The sequence below is a fragment of the Paractinoplanes tereljensis genome, from assembly GCF_016862435.1.
Classification (GTDB): domain Bacteria; phylum Actinomycetota; class Actinomycetes; order Mycobacteriales; family Micromonosporaceae; genus Actinoplanes; species Actinoplanes tereljensis.
On record NZ_BOMY01000034.1, the window covers coordinates 408,289 to 431,876 of the forward strand.

23 protein-coding genes are annotated in these 23,588 nt (G+C 70.1%); 12 read left to right on the top strand and 11 right to left on the bottom strand.

Annotated elements, in window-relative coordinates; translation table 11 throughout:
• Nucleotides 1–35 precede the first annotated feature (35 nt).
• The gene (locus Ate02nite_RS26965; RefSeq protein WP_203810325.1) at nucleotides 36–944 is read left to right on the top strand and encodes an SMP-30/gluconolactonase/LRE family protein; all 909 of its coding nucleotides are present in this window, start codon (nucleotides 36–38) and stop codon (nucleotides 942–944) included.
• Here the strand turns inward: Ate02nite_RS26965 and Ate02nite_RS26970 are convergent.
• A complete protein-coding gene (locus Ate02nite_RS26970) occupies nucleotides 925–1,404 on the bottom strand; it encodes a hypothetical protein (RefSeq protein ID WP_203810327.1) in 480 nt (159 codons plus the stop codon). The genes Ate02nite_RS26965 and Ate02nite_RS26970 overlap by 20 nt on opposite strands.
• A 113-nt stretch (nucleotides 1,405–1,517) precedes the next feature.
• Here Ate02nite_RS26970 and Ate02nite_RS26975 point away from each other — a divergent pair, with 113 nt between their 5' ends.
• Both Ate02nite_RS26975 and nhaA read left to right on the top strand, forming a co-directional pair.
• A complete protein-coding gene (locus Ate02nite_RS26975) occupies nucleotides 1,518–2,210 on the top strand; it encodes an SAM-dependent methyltransferase (protein WP_203810329.1) in 693 nt (230 codons plus the stop codon).
• A 24-nt stretch (nucleotides 2,211–2,234) separates the two neighbouring features.
• Nucleotides 2,235–4,118: a Na+/H+ antiporter NhaA gene (gene nhaA / locus Ate02nite_RS26980; protein ID WP_203810331.1), complete on the top strand. Its 1,884-nt coding sequence runs from the start codon at nucleotides 2,235–2,237 to the stop codon at nucleotides 4,116–4,118.
• Nucleotides 4,119–4,140: 22 nt separating this feature from the next.
• Here nhaA and Ate02nite_RS26985 read toward each other — a convergent pair whose 3' ends face one another.
• The 4 genes from Ate02nite_RS26985 to Ate02nite_RS27000 are packed head-to-tail and all read right to left on the bottom strand — an operon-like array spanning nucleotide 4,141 to nucleotide 9,012.
• On the bottom strand, nucleotides 4,141–4,743 hold the full coding sequence (locus Ate02nite_RS26985; RefSeq protein ID WP_239147713.1) for a DedA family protein: 603 nt from the start codon (nucleotides 4,741–4,743) through the stop codon (nucleotides 4,141–4,143).
• 54 nt (nucleotides 4,744–4,797) lie between these two features.
• On the bottom strand, nucleotides 4,798–5,505 hold the full coding sequence (locus Ate02nite_RS26990; protein ID WP_203810333.1) for a class I SAM-dependent methyltransferase: 708 nt from the start codon (nucleotides 5,503–5,505) through the stop codon (nucleotides 4,798–4,800).
• A gap of 9 nt (nucleotides 5,506–5,514) precedes the next feature.
• Nucleotides 5,515–6,780: a glycosyltransferase gene (locus Ate02nite_RS26995; protein WP_203810335.1), complete on the bottom strand. Its 1,266-nt coding sequence runs from the start codon at nucleotides 6,778–6,780 to the stop codon at nucleotides 5,515–5,517.
• A gap of 18 nt (nucleotides 6,781–6,798) precedes the next feature.
• Nucleotides 6,799–9,012, bottom strand: coding sequence for a GH92 family glycosyl hydrolase (locus Ate02nite_RS27000; RefSeq protein WP_203810464.1), 2,214 nt, complete (start codon nucleotides 9,010–9,012; stop codon nucleotides 6,799–6,801).
• 142 nt (nucleotides 9,013–9,154) lie between these two features.
• Between Ate02nite_RS27000 and Ate02nite_RS27005 the strand changes: the two genes are divergently transcribed.
• From Ate02nite_RS27005 to Ate02nite_RS27015, 3 genes are read left to right on the top strand one after another with little or no spacing between them, the layout of a single operon-like run.
• Nucleotides 9,155–10,123 carry a hypothetical protein gene (locus Ate02nite_RS27005; RefSeq protein ID WP_203810337.1) on the top strand — a complete coding sequence of 323 codons (969 nt, stop codon included), beginning with the start codon at nucleotides 9,155–9,157 and terminating at the stop codon, nucleotides 10,121–10,123.
• 16 nt (nucleotides 10,124–10,139) lie between these two features.
• Nucleotides 10,140–11,075, top strand: a complete 936-nt coding sequence (locus Ate02nite_RS27010; protein WP_203810339.1) for a COG1361 family protein — start codon at nucleotides 10,140–10,142, stop codon at nucleotides 11,073–11,075.
• Nucleotides 11,063–14,041, top strand: a complete 2,979-nt coding sequence (locus Ate02nite_RS27015) for an NHL domain-containing protein (RefSeq protein ID WP_203810341.1) — start codon at nucleotides 11,063–11,065, stop codon at nucleotides 14,039–14,041. The genes Ate02nite_RS27010 and Ate02nite_RS27015 overlap by 13 nt, the downstream gene beginning before the upstream one ends.
• On the opposite strand, the gene Ate02nite_RS27020 is transcribed toward Ate02nite_RS27015, so the two are convergent.
• The gene (locus Ate02nite_RS27020) at nucleotides 14,025–15,431 is read right to left on the bottom strand and encodes a pyridoxal phosphate-dependent decarboxylase family protein (protein ID WP_203810343.1); all 1,407 of its coding nucleotides are present in this window, start codon (nucleotides 15,429–15,431) and stop codon (nucleotides 14,025–14,027) included. The genes Ate02nite_RS27015 and Ate02nite_RS27020 overlap by 17 nt on opposite strands.
• Nucleotides 15,432–15,560: 129 nt before the next feature.
• Here Ate02nite_RS27020 and Ate02nite_RS27025 point away from each other — a divergent pair, with 129 nt between their 5' ends.
• Together Ate02nite_RS27025 and Ate02nite_RS27030 are read left to right on the top strand one after the other, a co-directional pair.
• Nucleotides 15,561–16,325 (top strand): hypothetical protein, encoded by a 765-nt coding sequence (locus Ate02nite_RS27025; RefSeq protein WP_203810345.1) that lies wholly within the window; start codon nucleotides 15,561–15,563, stop codon nucleotides 16,323–16,325.
• A 142-nt stretch (nucleotides 16,326–16,467) separates the two neighbouring features.
• Nucleotides 16,468–17,307 (top strand): class I SAM-dependent methyltransferase, encoded by an 840-nt coding sequence (locus Ate02nite_RS27030; protein ID WP_203810347.1) that lies wholly within the window; start codon nucleotides 16,468–16,470, stop codon nucleotides 17,305–17,307.
• 43 nt (nucleotides 17,308–17,350) lie between these two features.
• Here Ate02nite_RS27030 and Ate02nite_RS27035 read toward each other — a convergent pair whose 3' ends face one another.
• Together Ate02nite_RS27035 and Ate02nite_RS27040 are read right to left on the bottom strand one after the other, a co-directional pair.
• Nucleotides 17,351–18,070, bottom strand: coding sequence for a hypothetical protein (locus Ate02nite_RS27035; RefSeq protein ID WP_203810349.1), 720 nt, complete (start codon nucleotides 18,068–18,070; stop codon nucleotides 17,351–17,353).
• Between the two features lie 37 nt (nucleotides 18,071–18,107).
• The gene (locus tag Ate02nite_RS27040) at nucleotides 18,108–18,476 is read right to left on the bottom strand and encodes a VOC family protein (RefSeq protein WP_203810351.1); all 369 of its coding nucleotides are present in this window, start codon (nucleotides 18,474–18,476) and stop codon (nucleotides 18,108–18,110) included.
• A 64-nt stretch (nucleotides 18,477–18,540) separates the two neighbouring features.
• On the opposite strand from Ate02nite_RS27040, the gene Ate02nite_RS27045 reads away from it, so the two are divergent.
• Both Ate02nite_RS27045 and Ate02nite_RS27050 read left to right on the top strand, forming a co-directional pair.
• Complete coding sequence (locus Ate02nite_RS27045; protein WP_203810353.1) at nucleotides 18,541–18,984, top strand: MarR family winged helix-turn-helix transcriptional regulator; 444 nt, start codon at nucleotides 18,541–18,543, stop codon at nucleotides 18,982–18,984.
• A complete protein-coding gene (locus tag Ate02nite_RS27050; RefSeq protein ID WP_239147714.1) occupies nucleotides 18,977–19,822 on the top strand; it encodes an aminoglycoside phosphotransferase family protein in 846 nt (281 codons plus the stop codon). The genes Ate02nite_RS27045 and Ate02nite_RS27050 overlap by 8 nt, the downstream gene beginning before the upstream one ends.
• On the opposite strand, the gene Ate02nite_RS27055 is transcribed toward Ate02nite_RS27050, so the two are convergent.
• Nucleotides 19,819–20,142: a plasmid stabilization protein gene (locus tag Ate02nite_RS27055; RefSeq protein ID WP_203810355.1), complete on the bottom strand. Its 324-nt coding sequence runs from the start codon at nucleotides 20,140–20,142 to the stop codon at nucleotides 19,819–19,821. The two genes, Ate02nite_RS27050 and Ate02nite_RS27055, sit on opposite strands and share 4 nt — an antisense overlap.
• A 109-nt stretch (nucleotides 20,143–20,251) precedes the next feature.
• Here Ate02nite_RS27055 and Ate02nite_RS27060 point away from each other — a divergent pair, with 109 nt between their 5' ends.
• Nucleotides 20,252–20,581 (top strand): PadR family transcriptional regulator, encoded by a 330-nt coding sequence (locus Ate02nite_RS27060; protein ID WP_239147715.1) that lies wholly within the window; start codon nucleotides 20,252–20,254, stop codon nucleotides 20,579–20,581.
• Nucleotides 20,578–21,552 (top strand): hypothetical protein, encoded by a 975-nt coding sequence (locus Ate02nite_RS27065; RefSeq protein ID WP_203810359.1) that lies wholly within the window; start codon nucleotides 20,578–20,580, stop codon nucleotides 21,550–21,552. The genes Ate02nite_RS27060 and Ate02nite_RS27065 overlap by 4 nt, the downstream gene beginning before the upstream one ends.
• Here the strand turns inward: Ate02nite_RS27065 and Ate02nite_RS27070 are convergent.
• Nucleotides 21,472–22,398 (bottom strand): oxygenase MpaB family protein, encoded by a 927-nt coding sequence (locus Ate02nite_RS27070; protein ID WP_203810361.1) that lies wholly within the window; start codon nucleotides 22,396–22,398, stop codon nucleotides 21,472–21,474. The two genes, Ate02nite_RS27065 and Ate02nite_RS27070, sit on opposite strands and share 81 nt — an antisense overlap.
• 67 nt (nucleotides 22,399–22,465) lie before the next feature.
• Nucleotides 22,466–23,056, bottom strand: a complete 591-nt coding sequence (locus Ate02nite_RS27075) for an Imm21 family immunity protein (RefSeq protein WP_203810363.1) — start codon at nucleotides 23,054–23,056, stop codon at nucleotides 22,466–22,468.
• Between the last annotated feature and the right edge of the window lie 532 nt (nucleotides 23,057–23,588).

Here is a 23,588-nt window from a genome sequence, read left to right on the forward strand (position 1 = left end):
TTCGCGCCGGGCGTATCGGGCGGTATGAATACCGGATGGACCTGCGAGTATTTCCGCTTCCCAGTTTTGGGGCCGAGGACGTCGTCGTGGCCGCCGACGGGCGTGTTCTCACCGGGACCGAGGACGGCGTTATCTGGTGGATCGACCCGGAGAGTTCGGAGATCGGGCAGGTGCTCACCACCGGTGGGCGGCCGCTCGGGCTTGAATTCCTGCCGGACGGGCGGCTTCTTATCTGCGACGCCCGCCTCGGCCTGCTCGCCGCCGACCTCAAAGGCCGGGTCGAGACGCTTGTCGACACCGTTGGCGGGGAACGCATGCGGTTCTGCAACAACGCGGCGGTCGCTAAGGACGGGACCATCTACTTCTCGGACTCGTCCACCGTGCATCCGATCGACCGGTGGAAGGCCGAAGTCGTGGAGCTGACCCGGACCGGGCGGCTGCTGCGCCGGACGCCCGACGGTGAGGTCACCGTGCTCGTCGACGGGCTCTCGTTCGCCAACGGCGTTGCCCTGGCCGATGACGAGTCGTTCGTCGTGGTCGCGGAGACCGCGGAACGCCGGCTGACGCGCCACCACCTCGGCACCGGGAAGACGGACGTCTTCCAGGCCGGCCTGCCGGGCTACCCGGACAACATCTCGACCGGGAGCGACGGGCTCATCTGGATCACCGTCGCCAGCCCGCGCGACCCGGTCGTCGAGGGGCTTCAGCGGGGGCCGCTCTGGCTACGCCGGCAGGTCACCCGGATTCCCGAGAAGCTTCAGCCGGCCCCGAAACGTACGGTGCGCGTTCAGGCGTACGGCCGGGATGGGGTCTTGAAAAAAGATCTTGATCTTAAGACCGAGCGCTTTCACATGGTGACCGGCGTGCGGGAGCACGCCGGTCAGGTCTGGCTCGGCAGCCTGCATGAACCGGCCGTCGCGGTGCTCACGAACAGTGGTGCGTGACCGGCGACAGCCATTCCTTCAAGCTGGGTCCCAGGACCTTGTTCACGTCGTCGGTGGTCTTGATGTTCTTGAAGAAGGTGGCGTCCGCCGCCTTCTTCTGCAGGCTGTCGGCGGTCTGCTTACCGTCCGCCTTGATCTGCGCATCGGTGCTGCTCGCGGTGGCCGTGAGCACCGCGGTGGCCAGCGCGCCCAGCTTCTGCTGGGCGTCCTTCTGGGTCGCGGTGGCCGGGCCGGCCACCATCTTGCTGAGCGACTCGGCAAAAGGACCGACGTTCTTGGTGTACGCCTGACCCAGCGCCTCGCAGGATTCCTTCGTCTCGGCCAGTGCGGACGGCAGGGCGGCACCGGCGGGGGCCGGAGCGGCCTGCCCGCCACCGGGGGTCTGCCCGGCGGCGGTGCCACAGGCCGCCATGGTGCTCAGCGCACCGCCGACCATGAGCACGAGCAGGGCACGGCGCATGACGAAACCTCCAGGAAACGTGGTGAGGACCGTAGGCTACGACGGCCGGTACAGCGACGTCCATATATCTAAGCAAGATTTTGGGAGCGCTCCCAATCAGTAGGGTGAGCGGCATGCATCCCGCGCGGCGGTACAACTACTGGCTGGGCGGCCAGGACCACGGGCCGGCCGACCGGGCGTCCGGTGACGCGATCGCGGCGGCGTTCCCGATCGTGGCCGAGATGGCCCGGGCCAACCGGCGGTTCCTCGGGCACAGCGTCGCCTTCCTGGCCGGGCAGGGCGTCCGGCAGTTCCTCGACATCGGCACCGGACTGCCCGCGCCGGGTGACATCGCGCACGTGGTGCCCGGTTCGAAGGTCTTCTACGTCGACAACGACCCGGTCGTGAGCGCCCGGATGATCGGCCGGCCCTACCTCGAGGCGGACGTCCGCGACCCGGAGAAGATCCTGCGCGGGCAGACCCTCGACCTCACCCAGCCGGTCGGGCTGGTCATGCTGACCGTCCTGCACTTCGTGCACGACGACACCGAGGCCGCGCACGCGGTCCGCACGCTGCTGCGCGCGCTCGCGCCGGGCAGCTGGATGGTGCTCACCCACGGCACGATGGATTTCAGTACGCCGGCCGGCGTCGCCGCGTACGAGAAGATGTTCGCGGCCGGCGGCACCGACGTGCGGGCCCGCACCAAGGCCGAGATATCCGGTTATTTCGCCGGCACCGAGCTGGTGCCGCCCGGCCTGGGGCCGGTCGACCAGGCCTTGGTGACGAACGACCTGAACATTTACGCCGGGGTGGGACGCAAGCTTTAACGTTCACGTGCTTGGGTGTACGCCGTGACCGACACCGACGAGCTGCGGGGCAGCACCGCCTGGACCCGCCGCGTAGCCACCCCGCTACGGGCCTTCCTGCGCACCGAGGCCGGCAGCGCGGGCGTTCTGCTGGCCGCCATCGTGGTGGCGATGGTCTGGGCGAACGTGGCCGACGGCTCGTACGAGAGGTTCTGGCACACCGACCTGTCGATCCACCTCGGCGACATGAGCGTCGAGCTCACCCTGCGGGAGTGGATCAACAGTGGCCTGATGACCCTGTTCTTCCTGATCGTCGGCCTGGAGGCGCGCCGCGAGTTCGACCTGGGTGACCTGCGCGACCGGCGCCGCTTCATCCTCCCGGCGGCGGCCGGCATCACCGGCATGATCCTGCCGGTCTCGATCTTCCTGGCGGTCAACCACGGCGGGCCGGGCACGGCCGGCTGGGGCGTGGCGATGTCCACCGACACCGCCCTGGCCCTGGGCCTGCTCGCGTTGGTCGGCAAGCGGGTCCCCGACCAGGCCCGGCTGTTCCTGGTCACCGTGTCGGTGGTCGACGACCTGGTGGCGCTGATCGTGATCGCGGTCGCCTACACCGACGAGATCAAGCCGATGCCGCTGGTGGTGGCGATCGTGCTGTTCGCGGCCACCCTGGTGATGGCCCGGCTGAAGGTGCGCACCGGCTACGCGTACGTGCCGTTCGGCATCGCCATCTGGGGTGCGATGCTGGCCAGCGGCATCGACCCGGTCGTCTCCGGGCTCGCGCTGGGGCTGACCGCGGCCGCCTACACCCCGGCCCGCGGCGCCCTGGAAGAAGCCAGCAACGTGTTCCGGTCGTTCCGCGAGCAGCCCACCGCCGAACTGGCCCGGTTCGCCCGGGTCAGCCTGGTCCAGACGCTCTCCCCCAACGACCGGCTGCAGCGCACCTACCAGGGCTGGAGCAGCTACCTGATCGTGCCGCTGTTCGGGATCGCCAACGCGGGCATCGCGATCGACGCGCAGTTCCTGCGCCGGGCCATCACGTCACCGGTGACGATCGGGGTCTTCCTCGCGTACGTGCTGGGCAAGCCGATCGCCGTCACCGGCGTCTCGGCCCTGATCACCTGGTTGTCCCGGGGCCGGATCCGGCCGGCCGTGGGCTGGGCGTCGGTGCTGGGCACCGGCACCATCGCCGGGATCGGGTTCACCGTGTCGTTCCTGATCGCGGCGCTCGCCTTCGAGGGGCCGCTGCTGGCCGAGGCGAAGCTGGGCGTGCTCGCCGCGGCGGTGGTGGCCAGCGTGCTGACCTGGACCGAGTTCCGGATCACGTTCATGCTGCCGAAGGCGAAGCGGGCGGTGGCGCTGCTCGGCGACACCGACCAGCTGACCGACCTGATCCCCGAGGTCGACGAGGAACGCGACCACGTGCGCGGGCCGTCCGACGCGTCGGTGACGCTCGTCGAGTACGGCGACTTCCAATGCCCGTACTGCGGCCGGGCCGAGCCGATCGTCCGCGAGGTGCTGACCGACAACGACCTGCGGTTCGTGTGGCGCAATCTGCCGCTGACCGACGTACACCCGCAGGCGCAGATGGCCGCCCAGGCGGCCGAGGCGGCCGCCTGCCAGGACAAATTCTGGGAGATGCACGACCTGCTCCTGGCCCACCAGGACAAATTGCGGATCATGGACCTTCTTCGGTACGCCCAGGAGCTCGGCCTCGACGAGGAGAAGTTCCACGCGGACATGATGGCGGCCGGTGATGCCGGGCGGGTCGTCGAGGACGTGGAGTCGGCCGATCTCAGCGGCGTCTCCGGCACCCCGACGTTCTTCATCAACGGCCAGCGCCACTACGGCGCGTATGACGTGCACACCCTGAAAGAGGCGATCCGGCTAGCGCGCGTCCGGGCCAAGATCGCCGCGCGGCGCCGCTGATTTTAAGAGCGGCCCGCCGCCACTAGCTCTCGGCGGTCCGCCGCCGGCTTCGTCGTTTCCGCCAGAAGTACGCGAGGAGTACGGCGGCCGCCAGCGCGACTGCCACCACCAGATAGCGGCTGACTGTGGTGGCGATCTCCTCGAGGTGGTCGCCGGCGAAGTAGCCGGCCGTGGACCAGCAGCCCACCCAGAGGGCCGCGCCGAGCACGTTCCAGACCAGGAAGCGGCCGAACGGCATCCGGGTCGAGCCGGCCACCACGCCGTTGAACTGCCGCAGCCCCTCCACGAACCGGGCGACGACTACCATTTTGGGGCCGTGCCGGGACATGAACGACTCGACCCGGTCGAGGCGGTGCGAGGTCAGGCGTACGTACCGTCCGAAGCGCAGGAGCAACGGCCGGCCGCCACGCCGCCCGATCCAGTAACCGACGCTGTCGCCGACGGCGGCCGCGACGAAGGCGGCCAGCGCGACCACGAAGATGTTGAGATGGCCACGGCCGGCGTAGGCCGCGCCGGCGATGATCGCCGTCTCCCCCGGCGCCGGGATGCCGAAGCTCTCGATGAAGACGATGGTGGATATGCCGGCATAGCCGAACCGGTCCACCGCACCGAGCAACTCGAGCATCTGCCCACCGTAGGCTTCGAACCGGCCGGTAACCCAGCGCAGCGGCGGACGTCACTACGCCGGTTTTGTCCCGGTGAGAAGCATGGTGCGCCCGAGGACCTTGTGGTGTCGCAGCGGGAACGGCAGCGTGACCTGCTCGGCGAGCGGGGTGTACTCCTCGGTCCCGGGCGGCGGCGTGAAGTTCGGGTAGTAGGCGCGGTCGGCGAACGGGTCGACGAACACGAACCGGCCGCCGGGTCGCAGGACGCGCAGCGCCTCCCGGAGCGCTATGCCCGATATTTCGTGAAAGGTCATGCAGCTGACCACCACGTCGAACGCGTCGTCGGGGAAGTCCAGGGCGGCGGCGTCCTGCCTGAGGAACGTCACGACGACGCCCTCGGCCCGGGCGTTGTCCAGGCAGAGCTGCCGCGAGTACTGCCAGCTCGGCCCCCACGAGTCGACGCCGGTCACGGTCGCGTCGGCCCAGGCCTTGACGATCTTGATGCTGAGGCTGCCGCTGCCGCAGCCGACGTCCAGCACCGTGCCGCTGCCCGCACGCCGGGCGATCGTCTCGTGGATGCGCCACTGCGCGCCGCCCGGCCCGAGCCGGTAGGCGCTGCCGAGCAGGATCACCGTGATGTAGCCGAAGGCCGCCAGCGGCACCAGGAACAGCAGGAACCACGGCGAGACGAGCGCGAACACGCACCCGGCCAGGCTGAGCACGGACAACACACCGACGGTGTACAGCCGGCCCGGCCTGAGCCAGGTGCGATATCGAGGCATCCGCCGAGACTAGGCGTCAGCGGTCGCGCGCGGGAACAGGCTGTCGAAAACGGCACCCCGGTCGAACTCCATCGCTTTCGCCCGGGCCCGGCGTTCCAGGTCGGCTTTCTCCTCCGGGGTCATCTCCAGGATCACCCGGTCGAGGGCCTCGGCGAGCCCGGTGATGTCACCCGGCTCGACGATGACCGCCGCGTCGCCGACCGCCTCGCCGGTGCCACCGGTCAGGGTGGTCACCACCGGCCCGCCGCCGGTCAGCATCTTCTCCGCGAGGGCGATGCCGAACGTCTCGACGAAGTCCGGTTCCGGCTTGGTGGGCAGCGCGTACGCGGCACACCCGCGCATGAGCAGCGTCTTCTCCTCGTCGTCGACGTCGGACAGGAAGACGATCCGGTCGTCCTCCTTGGCCATCGCCCGCACGTGTTCCAGGGCCGGTCCGTTGCCGGCGATCACCAGTTTCACGTCGTCCCGGCACCGCATCTGCCCGTACGCGATGACCAGGTCGTAAATGCCCTTGGCCCGGGCCACCCGGGACAGGAACAGGATGTAGCCGTCGCGCTTGAGGCCGCGGCGTTCCAGGGCCGCGTCGACCTCGGCCGGGTCGGGGTCGAGGAACGCGGCCGAGTCGATCGGCGGGTAACTGACGGTGACCCGGCGGCGGCACTGCTCGGCGAACGTGGTGCCGGAGTGCGCGTCCACCTCCTCGGCCGTCGCGATGATCTCGTCACGGGTGTACTCGGACACCGCGACCAGCTCGTCGTTGGCCAGGAACGTCGTGAACAGCACGGTGGCGGCGCCCCAGCGGCCCTCCCGCAGGCAGGACCGGATCACGTTGGTGACGTCCGAGCCGACCGCCTTCGCGATCGTGCGGACCTGCGGCGTGAACCCGGCGGCTCGGGCGGCGTTGACCGCGTCGATGACCACGGTGGTGTGCGGCACCAGGTACATCGACAGGCAGACCGTCGGCACCGGCTCGCTGAGCAGCTCGACCAGCCGGCCGGTGAGCCCGGCCAGGTGGCGGCCGTCCGGCACCCGGTAGTCGCCGACCGCCTCGGGGCGTTCGACGGTGATGCCCTCGCTGTACGGCAGCAGCCGGTCGAGCGGCTTGAGCGGCAGACCGGCCGCTTCCAGGGTGGCGATCGGCCAGGTAAGCAGCCGGACGTCGTCGAAGCCGCGGGTCAGCGCGACCTCGGCCAGGTTGCGGGCTTCACCGGAGTGGCCGCAGATCACCGGGTCGGCCCGGACCACGATGACAAGGCGGCGGCTGGGGTGGCTCATGGGGGTCCTTGGCGGGTGTCAAGAAAGGGACGGGGGTCGGAGCTGGTGGCCCCAGGTGCTCGGCTCGGGGCCGAGCTTCAAATGCAGCCGGCCGCCCCGGTGTACGTCGGCGGCGGACAGGTGGGTGGTGTGCAGGGCTTCGCCGTTGAGGGTGGCGGACTGCACGTACTGCACGGGCGGGTCGCGGTCGAGGCCGTCCACGCCGATCGGGGTCTCCCGGTGCCCGGAGGTTTCGATCACGAACTCGCTGTCGCCGGCCTGCAGCACGGAACGGCCGAAGGCGGGCGCGTTGATCAGGAAGAGGTTCTGCCCGGCCACCGGGAACAGGCCGAGCGACGCCCACACGTACCAGGAGCTGAGGCCGCCGGAGTCGTCGTTGCCCGGCAGCCCGCCCGGTCCGGTGCCGAACTGCCAGGTCAGCGCGGCCTGCACGACCTCGGCGGTCTTGTCGGGGCGGCCGGCCCAGTGGTACGACCAGGGCGCCTCCATGTCCGGCTCGTTGTTCAGGCCCTCGAACCGGTGCAGGGCGTACCCGGCGGCCATCTCGGCCGGTTGCGGACACTGGCCGGGCTGCTTGACCGGGTCGGCGCCGTACCCGAAGAACCGGTCGAGCATGCCGATGAACGCGTCGTCGCCGCCGGCCAGGGCGATCCGGGCGGCCATGTCGTGCACCAGGCGGAACGAGTAGTTCCACTTGCCACCCTCGTAGAACTCGGAGTCGCGCAGCAGCCCGGTGGCCGGGTCGAAGGCGTTGACCCACTGCCGGCCGCGGCGTTCCAGGTCGTCGGCGAGGCGGCCGTCGTTGAGCGAGCGGGCCACCCGGGCGGTGCAGTGGTGCGCGTACGCCAGGTCGAGGGTGTGCGTGATCGGGTGCACCACGCCGTGCTCGAAGAAGTCCTCGCCGTACATCCGGCGCAGGTCGTCGACCATGTGCACGAGCGCCCAGGACCAGTCGATGCCGGCCCGGCCGAGCGCGTGCGCGTCGGCCAGGGCGGTGTGCGCGAGGGCGCTGGCCTGCCGGAAGAACCGGTCGGCGCCGCGCGCCATCCGGTAGCCGATCGGGAAGTTGCCCTCCTCCTCGCACACCCGGATCAGCGATTCGAGGATGTCGGTGTGCCGCTCCGGCGCGATCGCGGCCAGCAGCGGCAGCTGGGTCTTGTAGATGTCCCACATGGTGCAGACGTCGAACGCGTACGGCCCGGAGTTGGGCCAGAACGGGCTCTCGTCGTCGGCCACGCAGGGTTTGATCAGCGAGTGGTAGAGCGCGGTGCCGAAGACCGTGCGCCGGGCGGTGGTGCCACCCTCCACCTGGACCTTGCCGACGTGTTCGCGCCAGCGGGCCCGGGTGCGGGTGCGGACCACGTTGAAGGCGGGCTCGCTGTCCCGGCCGCACTCCCGTTCGAGGTTGCGTTTGGCCTGCTCGTGGCCGCGCAGCGAGAAGCCCATCCGGATCTCGACGGTCTGCCCGGCCCGGATCGAGCCCATGAACAGCATGCCGAACGGCCGCAGCGTGGTGTGCCGGATGCTGTCGAAGTCGAGGCGGGTGCCGCCGTCGATGAGCCGCCGGTCGTACCAGAGCATCTGCCGCCAGCCGGGGGTGTCCGCCTCGATGTAGACCGACAGCGGCACGCCCTCCATCACCACGGTGCCCTGGGCCTGGCCGTAACCCATGCTCTCGGCCTGGGCCCGCAGCGGGACGGTGCGGCCGAGGTCGATGCCGAGCCCGCCGCAGGACAGGTCGATCACGACCCGCGCGGAGCGGTGCTCGGGGAAGGTGTAGCGGTGCACGGCGACCTTGGCGCCGACGGTGATCTCGCTGCGCACCCCGGTGTCCAGGGTGGCCGCGTAGTAACCGGCCTCGGCGACCTCGTCGTGCAGCTCCCAGGACTCCCCCAGCGCGTCCAGCGGCTGGACCATCGGGGTGACCCGGACATAGTTGTAATACTTCCGGATCGCCCCGGTTCCGGACTGCTGGAAGTGGGTGAAACCGGACGCCTGGAGCCGGTCGAACATCTCCTCCGGCACGCCCTCGGTGTTCTTCGCATACCGCCCGTAACCGGTCGGATAGGCACCCGAGTACGGACAGGCGGACACCATGCCGAACGGCGAGGTGGCGCCCGGATGGGTGTTGCCCACCTGCGGTTTCGGCCACCACCAGGTAGCGGCCAGACCATGCGCGCGGGGCAGGTCGGTCGCTGCGGTGCCGATGAACGGATCGATGTCGTCGAGGATCCCGGAACCATACCTACTGCGGGCCTTGCGGCGGTTTCAAACAGGTGAACTAGATGTTGATCATGTGCTGGGCTCAGGGCCGGGGGGTCGATGACCGAAAGGAGATCAGGTCGTTCCGACCACCCCCCGGACGGAGTTGTCAATGGCACGAAGCTGGAAACCCCGGCTTGCCGCATTATCCGCTGCTGCCCTGGCCGGCGCACTGGGTCTGGCCGCCCCGGCCTACGCCGCCGCGCTCAGCGGCGTGTCCTGGTCGCTGTCGCAACCACAGCCGGGCGTCACCGGCGTCCGCTACACCTGGAGCTTCACCACCGCCACCGCCGGCATCATCCAGTCCGTCACCTTCACCGTGCCGGCCACCACCGCGGGCACCCCAAGCGTGGTCGACGTCTACGGACTCACCGGCGGCAGCGCCGCCCTGAGCGGTACGACAGTCACCTACACGGTGACCGCCCCGGCCCTGGTGGCCGGCGGCACCTCGGTGCTGGTGTCGATGGACGGTTTCACCAACACCACCAACCCCGGCACCTACACCAGCACCGTGACCACCGTCGTCGGCGGCACCAACACCGACACCGCGGCCAGCAACGCGGTCACCCTCAACAGCAACACCACGGCGGTCAACGTGGTGGTGGCCCGCTCGACCGCGTTCACCAGCGACACCACCAGCTTCACCATGCTGATGGACCCGTCGGTGTTCGCGCTGTCCGACGAGACCCGCGCGGTCCACCTCGGGATCGCCACCAACGCGGCCAACGGGTACGTGCTGAACGTCAAGACCAGTCAGCAGCTCACCGGTGCGCTGCACGCCGGCAGTCACTTCACCGCGGCCACCCCCGACAGGACCACCGGGGTCTCCTCCGGCGCGTTCGCGAACGGCACGTTCGGCTACTCGCTGGCCACCACCGGGCTCGGCACCGGAACCTCGTCCCCGCTGACCTCCGGGCTCTACGTCGGATACGTCGGCGGAACCGGGGACAACGTGGTGTCGGCGAGCGGGCCGACCAACGGCGACACGGTAACCGTCACCAACCGAGCCAAGATCGACTACACCCAGCCGGCTGACAACTACAGCGCCACGGTCACCTACACGGTGGTGCCCAGTTATTGATCTGCGTCGAGTCGCCGTGTTCGCCACCGTCCTCGCGGTGGTGGCGGGCACGGCTGTCCCGGCCGGGGCCGCCCCGGTGGTGCCGCATCCGACCACCAGCGGGTCGGCCGACTTCTCGGTGAGCACGTCGGCCGAGCCGGTGTCGCCGGGAACCGACGGCGTGGTGCGCACCCAGCTCACCGTGGCCAACAACGGCGGGCACGACCTCACCGTCACGCTGCGCTCGGTCAGCGTGCACGCGCTGGACAACGGGCAGGCCGAGCTGACCGACGACGTCGACCCGGTCTGGTCGTCCGGGGTCACCGTCACCCCGTCACTCAAGCTGGCCGCGCACACATACCGCAGTGTCCCGGTCGCCATCACGGTGCCATCAGCGCTGCTGCCCGACATCTACCTGCTCGGGTTCGTCGCCGAGGCGCAGCCGGTCCGGCCCGCCGACGCCGTACGCATCTACCACCGGATCGGCGCGCTGGTCACCCTGCAGCTGGCCGGCGCCCGGCAGCGGCGGCTGACGGTGACCGTCGAGCACAACGGGTTCATCACCATCGGGTCGACGTTCGACGGCGCGTTCGACGTCACCAACGTCGGCGAGGCGGCCGCGATGGCCCGCACCCAGGTGTACCTCCCCCGGGCCGGGACCCTGCAGACCGGCGACGGCATGCAGCTGATTCCGAAGGGGACCCACCGGCACGTCGAGTTCAGTCACCGGGTACGCGGCTTCTTCCTGTTCTCCCGGCCGCAGGCCCAGGTGCTGTACGGCAACGGCACCGGCACCCTGCAGACGGTCACCGCCGACGGGGACACGCTGCTGGTCATCCCGTGGCTCACCCTGATCCTGCTCGGCATCGTGGCGGCTGTCCTCACCGCGTACCTCATCTGGCTGCGCCGCCGCGCCCGTCGCCCGGGCCGGCACCGCGCCACCCACCAGGCGAAGCCGGCATGGGCCGGCTGAGAAATGCGCTGCTGACGATCGTCCTGATAGCGGCGGTCGCTGCCGCCGCGCCCGCCCAGGCCGCACCGGGTGACCTCGCCACCGTCGCCGGGACGGTGGTGCCGACCGCCGCCGCCACCGCGATCGGCATCGGCGCCCGCGGCGTGGCGGTGAACAGCGCCGGAACCGCGCTGTGGATCGCCGACCAGGACAACAACGCGATCCGCAAGGTGGACCTCAGCACCGGCACGGTCACCGTGGTGGCCGGCATCGGCGCGCCCAACAACGGCGGCGACACCGGGGCGGCGACCTCGGCCGGCCTGAACAATCCGTACGACGTCGACCTGGACGGCTCCGGCAACCTGATCATCGCGTCCACCTCGAACCACCGGATCCGCAAGGTCACCGTGTCCACCGGGGTGATCAGCCTGATCGCCGGGACCTCGGACGGTTACGCCGGCGACGGCGGCCTGGCCAACGCGTCCACGACGAAGCTGCAGAACCCGGCCGGGGTGGCGGTCGCGCCGAACGGTGACTACTACATCGCCGACACCGACAACTTCGTCGTCCGCAAGATCACCGCGGCGACCGGCGTGATCAGCACCTTCGCCACGTTTCCCAGCATCGCCACGCCGGCCATCCGCGGGCCGGAGGACATCGCGTTCGACAGTTCCGGCAACGTCTACGTCACCGACTGCGTCGGCAACACCATCAACCGGTACGCGTCCTCGGGCGGCGCCGCCACCGTGGTCGCGGGCACCGGCACCGCCGGGTACAGCGGGGACGGCGGCCTGGCCGCCTCGGCGATGATCAACTGCCCGACCGGCATCTACATCGACGCCACCAACGTGATCACCTTCGCCGACTCGACGAACGACCGGCTGCGCCGCTTCACCGTCGGCGGCCTGATCACCACGTTCGCCGGCACCGGCAGCACCGGCCTGTCCGGCGACGGCGGCCTGGCCACCCTGGCCGCCCTGGACCGCCCGACCGACCTGGACCGGGACGGCCTCGGCAACTTCTACTTCGCCCAGGGCTCGCTGCCGATCAACACGCAGACCGCCGCCGACTCGGTGGTCCGGAAGATCAGCACGCTCGGGGTGATCAGCACGGTCGCCGGCAACACCTGGCGCAGCTATTCCGGCGACGGCGGCCAGGCCACCGCCGCCCAGCTGGGCCATCCGGCCGGCGCGGCGCTGGACGCGGCCGGGAACCTCTACGTGGCCGACTCGACGAACAACCGGATCCGGAAGATCAGCACCACCGGGGTGATCAGCACGGTGGCCGGCAACGGCGTCGCCTGCGTCGCACCCTGCGGCAACGCCGACGTCGGCGACGGGGGCCAGGCGACAAGCGCCAACCTCTTCACCCCGCAGGCCGTCGCGGTGGCGTCGAACGGCGACCTCTACCTCTCCGACACCGGCCACAACCGGATCCGGAAGGTCAGCTCCACCGGCGTGATCACCACGGTCGCCGGGACCGGCTCGTCCGGCAACACCGACGGCGCGGTCGCCACCGCCAAACTCAGCAAGCCGTACGGGCTGACCGTCACCGCGAGCGGCGTCGTCTACTTCGCCGACTACGGCTCCCACAAGATCCGGATGGTCAGCGCCGGCACGGTCAGCACGGTGGCCGGCACCGGCACCGCCGGCTACAGCGGCGACGGCGGCGCCCCCGCCTCGGCGGCCCTGTCCAAACCGGGCGACGTGCGCATAGACCCGGCCGGCGACATGTACATCGCCGACGGCGGCAACGACGTGGTCCGCCGCATCCACGCCGGCGTGATCAGCACATTCGCCGGCACCGGCACCGCCGGCAGCACCGGCGACGGCGGCCTGGCCGGCGCCGCCACCCTGAGCGGCCCGGCCGGCCTGGAGTTCGACGCCACCGGCGACGTCTACATCGCCGACACCGGCAACCACGTGGTCCGCCGGGTCGACCGGCACGGCATCATCCACAACGTCGCCGGCAAACTCGGCAGCGGCTCGTGGGGCGGTGACGGCCAGGCCGGCGCGGCCACCGGTTCCTACCTGTTCGGCCCCGGCCGCCTGGTGATGGACCCGACCGGCAACCTGTACATCCCGTCCTCCGGCGAGCTGCGGGTCCGGATGCTGACCACCCAGGGCACCGCCGCCACCTTCTACGTCTCCGACGCCACCGCCACGCACACCGGCACCACGTACGCCTGGGAGTTCGTCGCGCAGACCGCCACCGCGATCGGAAAGATCACCTTCACCGTCCCGAGCGGCACCACCAATCCCGGTCCGGTCCTGGTCACCACCGTCGACCTGCCCACCACCGGCACGCTGGTCCTGGACACCAGCGCGAACACGCTCACCTACACGTTCGCGACCCCGATCACGATTCCGGCCGGCCGGCACGTCTACCTCTCGGCCGGCAACTTCACCAACACCGCCACCACCGGCCCGCAGTACAGCACCGTCACCACCCTGACCAGCGGCGGCACCGTCGTGGACACGGCCCGCTCGGGCGCGGTCAGCTTCACCACCCCGAGCGCCACCGTCCTGCCGATCCCGAACCCCACCGAGCTGGTCACCGTCGCCGGCACCACCACGATCCTGGTCGATCCGATGATCGGCGCGGATGTCAGCACCACCATGCCGATCACGCTGCGCACCAACGCCACCCACGGCTACTCACTCAGCGTGAAGGGCACCACGCTGACCGGCCCCGGCGGCACGATCACCCCGGTCTCCGCCGGCCAGGCGACCGCGGTCAGCTCCGCCGCCTTCGGCGCCAATCGCCTCGGCTACACCGTCGCCGGCGTCAGCGGCAGCGGCGTGCCCACCCTCACCAGCACGTACGCGGGTTTCACCGTCGCCGGCGAAACCGCCGTGACCGCCACCCGCCCGACGTCGGTAACCGGCGACACGATCGCCCTGGTGACCCGGATCAAGGTCGACAGCCTGCTTCCCCCCGGCGTCTATACCGGCACCCTCGGCTACACCGTCACCCCGTCGTACTGACGACCAGTTCCCGCACGGTAGTCACGAACAGGTCGATGTCCGAGGCGGTGGTCCGCCAGTTGACGATGGCCGGCCGCAACGCCACCCGCCCCTCATGGACCGTAAGCCCCGCGAGGAATCGCCCGTCCGAGACGATCGCGGCGCCGAGGCGCCGATTGAATTCATCAAGACCCTCTTCCGGTACGCCCTCCGGCCGCGCCCGGAAACACACGATGCAGAGCGGCACCTCGGCAAGTCGTTCCAGCTCCGGGGCGTCGTCGACGAGCCGCTTGAGGTGCTGGGCGAGGTCGAGGTGGCGTTCCACCATGGCCCGGTAGCCGTCCCGGCCGTAGGCGGCGAGGGTCGCCCAGATCGGCAGCGCCCGAGCCCGGCGCGACGACTCCGGCCCGAACATCGCGTGGCCACCCGCCGGATCGCCGACCGGCGGCAAATAAGGCGCACCCGGCATGCCGTACGCCGTACCCAAGCGGTCTGGATCTTTGATGAGGGCGAAGCCCGATTCGTAGGGAACGTTGAGCCATTTATGCGCGTCGGCGGCGATCGAGTCGGCCCGCTCGATGCCCGCAACCAGGTGTTCCGTCCGCGGCGACAGCGCCGCGAACAGCCCGAACGCGCCATCGACGTGCAGCCAGCAGCCGTAGTCGGCGGCCAGGTCGGCCATCGCCGCGATCGGGTCGAAGTCGCCGGTGTTGACCTCCCCCGCGTTGCCGATGAGCACCGCGGGTTGCCCGTCCAGCGCGTCGAGCCGCCGCCGGATGCCGGCGAGATCGGCGGTGTGGACGGCGTTCCGGCCGTGGCCCAGCATTTGCAGGGCTTTGCGGGCGCTGGCGTGCACGTAAGGCGTGGAGAGGACCGGCATCCGCGGCAATCCGGCCAGCCCGTCGCTGACGGTGTCGGCCCCGTGCCGCTCCCCCCACCATTGGGTGGCACAGCCAAGCCCGGTGAAGTTAGCGAAGGTGGCCGACGCGACGAGGGCTCCACCCCAGCCGGTCGACAGCCCGAAGAGCTCCCGCAGCCAGCCGACCGCGACGGTCTCGACCTCGGTAGCGAACGGCGACGACACCCGTCCGTAGGCGTTCTGGTCAAGCAGCGAGGCCAGCCAGTCCGCCGCCAGCGCCGCCGGGGTGACGCCCCCGATGACCAGGTGATAGAACCGCGGCCCGGAGGAGGCGGTCCCGGCGGCTGTCCCGATGTCCACCAGCCGCGCGACCGTGCCGGCCGTGCCCGCTCCCGATTCCGGAAGCGCCCCGCCCAGCCCCGCCAGCAGCCCCAGCGCGTCGTGATCGAGAACCGGCCGCCCGGCCAGCGAGTCAAGGTAGGGCCCGGCCGCCTCGGCAACCTGCCTGAGCGCGTCGCCGGCCAAGGCCACATCGAGCAACGGATCAGCCATCGGGCCGCCTCCTCCGAGTCGGATGATCGGACAGTACTAAATAGACGAACGCCTACGTCTGTCCGGAAGTCACCGTCCGTACAACTCCAAGGCCGGCCGTTGGGGGGCGGCCGTCCTGGGGAGCGTGGAATGACAAATCCGGTAGACGAACAGAAGCCCACGTCCGGAAAACGGGCCAAGGTGGTCAGGTGGCTGACCATAGCGGGTGTAATCACCGGAATCGGCGTCTTCGCCGACGTCTCCCAGGTATTCGGCGTCAGCGTCGTAGACGCCCTGGATTACGTGCGAGGCCGCAACACAGTCACGGCGACCCCGTCGGCCGGCCCTGGCTCGGCGCCGGCCTCGACCCCGCCGTCAAGCACGCCGACGTCGACACCTACCTCCCCGCCATCGTCCGGCGGCAGCTCGGGAACCGGCGGCACCGTCAGCGGCGGTTCGGGCAACGGCGGTGGGCTGGGCAATCAGCGCGTCCCGGTGAACCCCACGACCACCACACCCAAGGTCATCGACACCACCACGCCCCCGGTGACGGTCAGCGCCCGGGCAACCATCACCGCACCGGCCAACGGCCTGACCACGCAGGAAACCAAGGTGACGCTGTCAATCTCCGCGTCCCCGGCAACGGTGTCCGGCTGGGTCTGGTACGTGGTAGTCCAGCCCGCCCACCACACAACGTCGGACTACCTGTACCGCCTACGCCCAGAGACCGGCACCCTGACCGTAGGCATAGGCCCAGCCACGGGAGGCTCCGGCGCCACCGACGACTACGTAATCCGCCCAGCCCTGATCAGGTCAGCGGCGGCCACCGACATAGGCGGCTACCGAGATGACGTCTTCGCCCCCGCCGACACCCGCTACTTCACCGGCATAACCATCCACCGCGAGTCCCAATGACGGCTGCGGCCATGAGGCCGGCGCTCCGCCATTCTTGTGGGCAGCTTCAAGAGCACGGCGCTCGATCGCGAGCGGTGATCTGTCGCGATCCGGGCTGACCCAGGGTCTGGCCGCCGAGGTCTGCACCGACAAGACTGCTCCTATGGATCTGACCGAGCAGGCGGCCAGGAGCGCACGGGTGGCGGCGGTCTTCGACCAGGTAGCCGACGTCTACGACACCGTGGGCGTGCCGTGGTTCACGCCCATCGCGCAGGAGTTGGTGCGCCTTGCCTCACCCGTCAGCGGTGAGCGGGCCCTCGACGTGGGGTGCGGACGGGGAGCCGCCACGGCCGCCCTGGCGCGCGCAGTAGGCCCCGGCGGCCATGTGCAGGGCATCGATCTGTCGCCGCGCATGGTCGAGGCCTGCGCGGCCGACATCGCCGGCCTCGGTCTGTCGAACGTCGACGTTCAGGTCCTGGATGCCTCATCGCCGTCGTTGCCGGCTGCCGCGTACGACCTCGTGATCTCCTCTTTGGTCGTATTCTTCCTGCCTGATCCGCTCGCCGCTCTGGTCGCCTGGCGGCGCCTCCTCGCGCCGGGCGGCCGGTTGGCGATCTCGACCTTCGCAGGCCGTGATCAGGTGTGGGAGACGGTCGACGCGACTTTCCGGCCGTACCTACCGGCCGGACTGCTCGACGCGCGGACCACCGGAGCCGCCGGACCCTTCAGCAGCGACACCGGCGTCGAAGAGCTGATCGTGGCAGCCGGGTACACCGGTGTGCGGACGACCCACTTCGACATCGAGGTGACCTTCACCGACGTCGACCAGTGGTACACCTTCAGCCGATCACACGGCCAACGAGCGATGTGGGACGCCATCGCGAGCACCGACCACGACACCGTCAAGGCCATCGCCGGTGACCACCTCGAACGGGCCCGCGGCACCGACGGCCAGATACGTCTACACCAGCAGGTGCGCAACACCTTGGCCCTGTCTCCATGACCACAGGTGCGCGGCTCGGCGCCTAGCGAAATCCCTTGCCTGCCTACTCCGCCGGCTGCGGAATCGGCTGGAAGGCTACGTCGGTTACGTCGGCGGCCAGTTCGGTCAGGTCGGTGCCGTAGGCGGCCGGCTCCACTATGCGCAGAACAAGTGCGAACGGGCGGTCGGCTCCATAAGTTTGATAGAGGTCGGTGTGGTGGGCGACCAGGTAGCGGGCGCCGGCCAGGTTGCTTCCCGCGCTCAGGCCGCCGACGAAGAACACCGGGTGCCCGCCGACCGGCCCCCAGAAGCGGGCCAGCAGGACGTAGCTGGTTTCCGGGCTGAGGACGTACTCGATGCCGCCGACGGTGAACGACAGCCGGCGCTTCTCCTCGTCGAAATACTCGTACTTCACGCCTCGCAGGATCGTGCGTACGTGGGTGGCGCTGCGTGGGCTGGCGTCGCCTGGGCCGCCCACGCAGAACTCGGTCAGTCGGCCTATCTCTCCGGTTGGCTGGCTCTCGCCTACCCGGTCGGCGTGTGCGCCGCACTCTCGGGCGATGGTTGCCAGCTCCACCAGCGCGGCCACGTCGCGGCGGTGCACGCTGAACTCGCGCGGTGACGACGCGTGCCGGGACACCACCAACAGGCAGCTTCCTCCGGCGGTCAGGCCGAAGAAAGCACGTTCCCGGCTCAGCCTACGTCGACGCAGCAGGAAGCCCGCGAGCCAGACGGCCGTGCCGGCGATGACGCTCGCCAGCAGATTGATCAGAAGGTCGCCCACGCGTTGATGATGTCCGATGCCGCGCGGCCGCGGTGCCTCAGGCTCGGTCGTGAAGGGTGATCTGGTAGCCGTCGGGGTCGGCGAAGGTGAACGTGCGGCCGAAGGGGCCGTCGATCGGGGCCGTGACGATGGGGTGGCCGTCGGCGGCCAGGGCGTCGTGGATTTGCTGGACATCCGTGGCGTGCAGCCAGATCGCCGCTCCGATGCCGGGCTGGGGCACGGACGCCAGGTCGGTGCCGGGGACGATGTCGCGCAGGGCGAACGCGATCGGCTTCGTCTCGAAGACCACGGCGTGCGGCGGGCCGGCCGGCGAGCGCACCAGACCGAGATAGCGCTCGTAGAACGCCTGCGACGCAGCCAGGTCGCTTGCCTGCAGGGAGATGAAGTCGGGGCCGGTGACGGGCATGTTGATCCTCCTGGGAAGCGGTGTCAGTTACCTGACATGCACCACGGTATGTCAGAATGCTGACATGAGTCAAGACGACGCGGGCGTCGACCTGGAAACTTCACTCGGCTACCTGCTGAAAGAGGCGTCGAGTTCGCTGCGCGCGGCGATGGAGGCGGTGCTGCGGCCGCTCGGCATGACCGTCACGCACTACTCCTGCCTCGAGCTGCTCGCGCAACGTCCGGGGCTGTCGAACTCCGAGCTCGCCCGGGGAGCGTTCGTGACCAGGCAGTCGATGAACGTGCTGCTTCAGGCCCTGGAACGAGACGGGTACGTGACCCGGCCGGCCGAGGCGCCGGTGGGGAAGGTTCTGCCCACCCGGCTCACGCCCAAGGGCCGGCGCAGCCTCGCCAAGGCCTCGGCCGCGGTTCGATCCGTCGAGGTCAGGATGCTTGGCGGGATGACCCAGGCCGAGCAGTCGGCGGCGTACGCCAGTCTGCAGAGCATGATCCGGTCCCTGCGTGATTGACACCGGGTTGGTTCGCGCCCTGGTCGATGGCCAGTTCCCGCAGTGGGCCGGCCTCCCGCTGCGCCGGATGGCGCAGGCCGGCTCCGACCATGTGATCCATCGGCTCGGCGACGACCTCGCGGTCCGGCTACCCCGGCACGACGGCGCGATCGGGCAGGCCGAGAAGGAGTACGCCTGGCTGCCCCGCCTCGCTCCGCACCTCCCGCTCGCCATCCCCGAGCCGGTCGCGGTGGGCCGGCCGGCGCTGGGTTATCCCTGGCCGTGGGCGGTGTCCCGGTGGCTGCCCGGCGAGGTGGCCACGGTCGAGCAGTTCGGCGAGTCGATCCAAGCGGCAACAGAGCTGGCCGGATTCCTGGCCGCGCTGCAGGCCATCCCGGCCGGCGACGCGCCCTCCCCCGACGGCCGGTCCCTGGCCGCGCGGGATGCGGAGACTCGGGCCGCCATCGCCGAGGTCTCGGCGGTATTCGACGCGGCGTCAATGACCCGGGTGTGGGAAGCGGCGCTCAGCGCGCCGGAGTGGGACCGGACGCCGGTCTGGTTCCACGGCGACTTCCACACCGGGAACCTGCTCGCCGTGGACGGGCGGATCAGCACGGTCATCGACTTCGGCGGGCTGGGGGCCGGCGATCCGGCGAAGGACATGATGATGGCGTTCACGCTGCTCGGGCCGGGGCCGCGGGCGGCGTTCCGGGAGGCGCTGGCCGTGGACGACGCCACCTGGGCGCGCGGGCGGGGGTGGGCGCTGGCGAGCGGGCTCAACGCGTACACCTCGTACGCCTCGATTGATGCTCGCGTCGCCGCACAAACCACGCGCCAGATCGCCCAGGCCATCTCTTAGCGGGCGAGAGCCCGCTCCAGCTCGGCCTTGCTCATCGACGAACGGCCGGCGATGTTGCGCTTCTTGGCCTCGTTGTAGAGCTGCTCCTTGGTGCGCCCGGCCGCGCCGGTGTGCGAGCGCTTGCCGCCGCGGTGCCCGGACGAGACGTCCTTCAGCGACGAGCGGCTGGCGGTCTTGGACTCGCCGGCCCGGGCCCGCTCCTTGTTGACCGTGCGGGCCGCGATCTCGGTGGCCAGCTTCTCGGAGCCGCCGCGGTCCTTGACGCTGTCCTTGATGTGCTCGTACTGCCGTTCCCTCTTCGGGCTGGAACCTGCGGGCATCTCCGCCTCCTTGGCCGTCCTTGGATGCGCGATTCCCATTCCCCGTGGTCAGAAACCCACCCCGATAGCATCGTTGACGTTATACCTTCGCCGCCGTACTATCGGCGCCGTGCAAGAACCCACCTTCCTGATCCTGACCGCGCTGGCGGCCCAGCCGCTGCACGGTTACGGCATCGTCCAGGCCGTTGCCCAGCTCTCCGACGGGGAGGTGCGCCTGCGGCCCGGCACGCTCTACGGCGCCCTCGACCGCCTCGACCAGCAGGGATTGATCGCCCTCGACCGGGAGGAGCCAGTCGACGGCCGCCTCCGCCGCTATTACCGCCTCAGCGAAAGCGGCACGACCGCCCTGGCCGAGCAGGTCGACCACCTGCGCCGCCGGGCCGACGTCGCCGCGGGACAGCTTCGTTTGCGGCCCGGTTTCTCGGGTGGTGCCGCATGAGGATGCTGCTGGCGGCCTACCCGGCCCGGCTGCGCCGCAAGCACGGCGCCGAGCTGATCGAGACCATGGCGGAGATGGCCGGCCCCGGCGGCCGCGTGACCCGCGGCGAAAGACAACAACTCGTGCTCGACGGCCTGCGCGAGCGGTTCCGCCCGCCGACCCGCCGCCCGCTCGCGGTGGTTGCGGCCGTCCTGGCCCTGCTCATCGGCGGGGCCTTCGGCGCCGCCGTCGGCTCCTGGCTGGGCACGCTCGGCTACGCCGATCTGCCCGACGTCCGCTCGGCCCTGGCCCAACCCGGGGTCAGTTCAAATTCCAACCACTATGTGTACGCCGATGGCACGGTCCCCGCCGGCACCGACCTCCGGCGAGCCGTGGAAGCGACGAGTCAGCGGCTGGCCGCCGACGGCTGGACGACCGGCCCGGTGATCTCCGGGGACGGCTCGGACGGCGTACTGGCCAATTTGCATTTTGCCGCGGAGAACGCGGACGTCCGGCTGGACGTCTACGCCTACCCCGACGCCGGCGGCCAGCCGGCGATCACCATCGCCGGCTGGCCGAAACGGCCGGCGTCCTATCTGCCGCTGACCGTCGCCGGAGTCCTGCTGGGCCTGCTGGCCGGCTGGCTGATCGGGGTCGCGTTGTCGCACCGCATCCAGGCGGCCCGGCGTCCCAAACTCAGCTCGCTGCTGACCGCGACCGGCCTGCTCCTGGTGATCCCGTCGGCCATCGGTTTCCTGGCGTCGCTGGTGCGCTACCTGACCATCGCCGACCCGCTGGGCACCGGCGAGCTGGTGCACGCCCAGGGTTTCGCCTTCGGTCCCACGATCGACCTGCTCCGGGCGCTCGACCTGGGCGAAGGCTGGTATCTGACGCCCAGCGACTTCCAGCAGCTACCGCTCTTCGGGTTCGCCCTGATCGCGATCGCCGCCATCCTCGCCCGGCCGAACCGGGAGCACCGAGCCGTCGCCTGACGCCGTTCGCGGACCCAGGTCGCCGATGGTCCAGCCGTGCGGATAGACCGGGGACGCGAGCCGGTCCATGCCGCTCGGCTTGCCCGGCACCGGGTCGGCGGTCGGGCCCGCCAGCCCGACCGCCCGCAGGACGGCGTCGGACACCCGCTTGCGGACGCGGGACGGCACCGGCAGGCCGCAGGCGCGCAGCACCCGCGGATCGACCTGGGCCACCAGGAGCGCCGTCACCGCCGGGCGGGCCGGCCGCGGGAACAGTCCGGCGACATATCCCAGGAAGGCTTCGGCCAGCCGCTTGTTCTGGGGTTCGAAGGCAGCCTGGGCGTCCAGGTACCGATCGCGGAAGGCGACCATCTCGCCGACGGTCGCGGGCACCGGCCGATGCGCGCCGAAGGCCCGCGCCTCGGCGGTGTAGTGGATGCGCAGCGCTTCCCGCTCGGCGTCGGTGACCGGCCGCCAGCCGAACCGGTCGGCGATGTCGATGGACATCACCGGCGCGTCACAGGCGACCGCGGTGAAGTCGTCGGGGTGGATGTCGTAATGCCGGTGCATGGCGTTGACGGCCCGGGCCGCATCCCGGCCCGGGCCCGGCTGCAGCCCGTGCTCCAGGACCGCCCCGGTGAGCAGCGCGGTGTCGACGAACCGCTTGGCGGTGTGCCGCTCGAACTGCCCGGTCGCGCTGAGAATCCGCGACATCCGAGGCACGGCAAAGGTCATCAGGTTGCCGGTGATCGCCTGCAAGATCATGATTGTCCCGAAGTCGAGGTAGAACAGGGACGAGATCTCCCGGTGGTCAGCCTCAGGGTCAAGCCCCTCAATCCGGCGCAGCCGGTCCTGACGTCGGCGCATCCCCTCAGTGTCCAAGATGGAACCACCGCTGCCAACCGCCCAAACCGGCAGCAACCGGGGCGCCAGCTCAGTTCGACGACTGCGGCAAAAGACGAATTACGCCCACGGAGGTGTCCTCAGAAGGCGAGGCATGGACGGCGCTGACGGTCCAGCTACCGGACGGAACGGAAACGGGGGCCTGGTCCGGCAGACCTCCGCCGTTCGGGTACTCGGACGAAAGCTCGAGGCCGGCTGTCACCGAGTCCATAAGCATCGCCGGTCCGTCCGTCGTCCAGACGCCACACTCCTCCCACACGATCGCGGTATCAGCGAGCACAGCGCGAGCCGCCGCGATCAGATCACCTTCGTCATCGGCGCCCAGCCAGCGGACGAAGGCTCTGTGCTCTGGCAGATAGCAACTGAGCGCGGGTTCGTCGGCCAGGACAAGTCCCTGGTCACCGTCGTCGCCGACAGCAATCACGCCGGCCAGACCGTCGACCTCGCAGGCGCGGTCGTAGTCATCGAGCGCACTGCCGCTGCCTGCGGCGATTCCCGATTCGGTGCCTCCGCGCCATCGGCTCAAGGCAGAAATCGGCACTGCTATCAGGGGGCCGCCCAGCGACTCGACCCAGGTGAGCGCTGGCTCAGCCGAGCCAGCAGCCGCAAAGGACGTCTCCACGGGGCCAGTATCCCCGCAGCCGTCCCCTGGACCTTCAGACTCCCGGCTTCGTCAGCGAGTTGGGCGCCAGATGTTCGCGACTTCCGCACCACCCTGCCAGCACCGCGCGCCGTAATGTCCGTTAGAACTGGCACCACTCGCGGATCTTGGCCGCCCAGTAACATCGGCGGCCGTCCTCGGGCAGCTTAACGCTGCGTGCAAGCGATCACGAAACCACCCGAGACCCAAATGCGCGGATCTGCCGATGAGCGCGCCTTGCGAGTGGCTGAGTTTTCGGACGGGCGGATTCCGGTCTGCGTCCCGGTTTCTCGCCGGTAGGCGGTTCAGAGCGCCGGCTGGTGGCGACGCTGCGGGTTCGCCGCCGAATCCGTGTAGATCTAGCCGAGTTGCTGTTAGGAGCTGACAGTAACTCCGCAAGGTCGACACCACAGCTGCCGAATTGTCCGACATGTAGGCACTCCATGCGGCCAGGTTTGTCGGTGCTGCGCGGCCTGCGTGTGGATCGTGGAGGGTTCCTGTTCTGAGCGAGCAG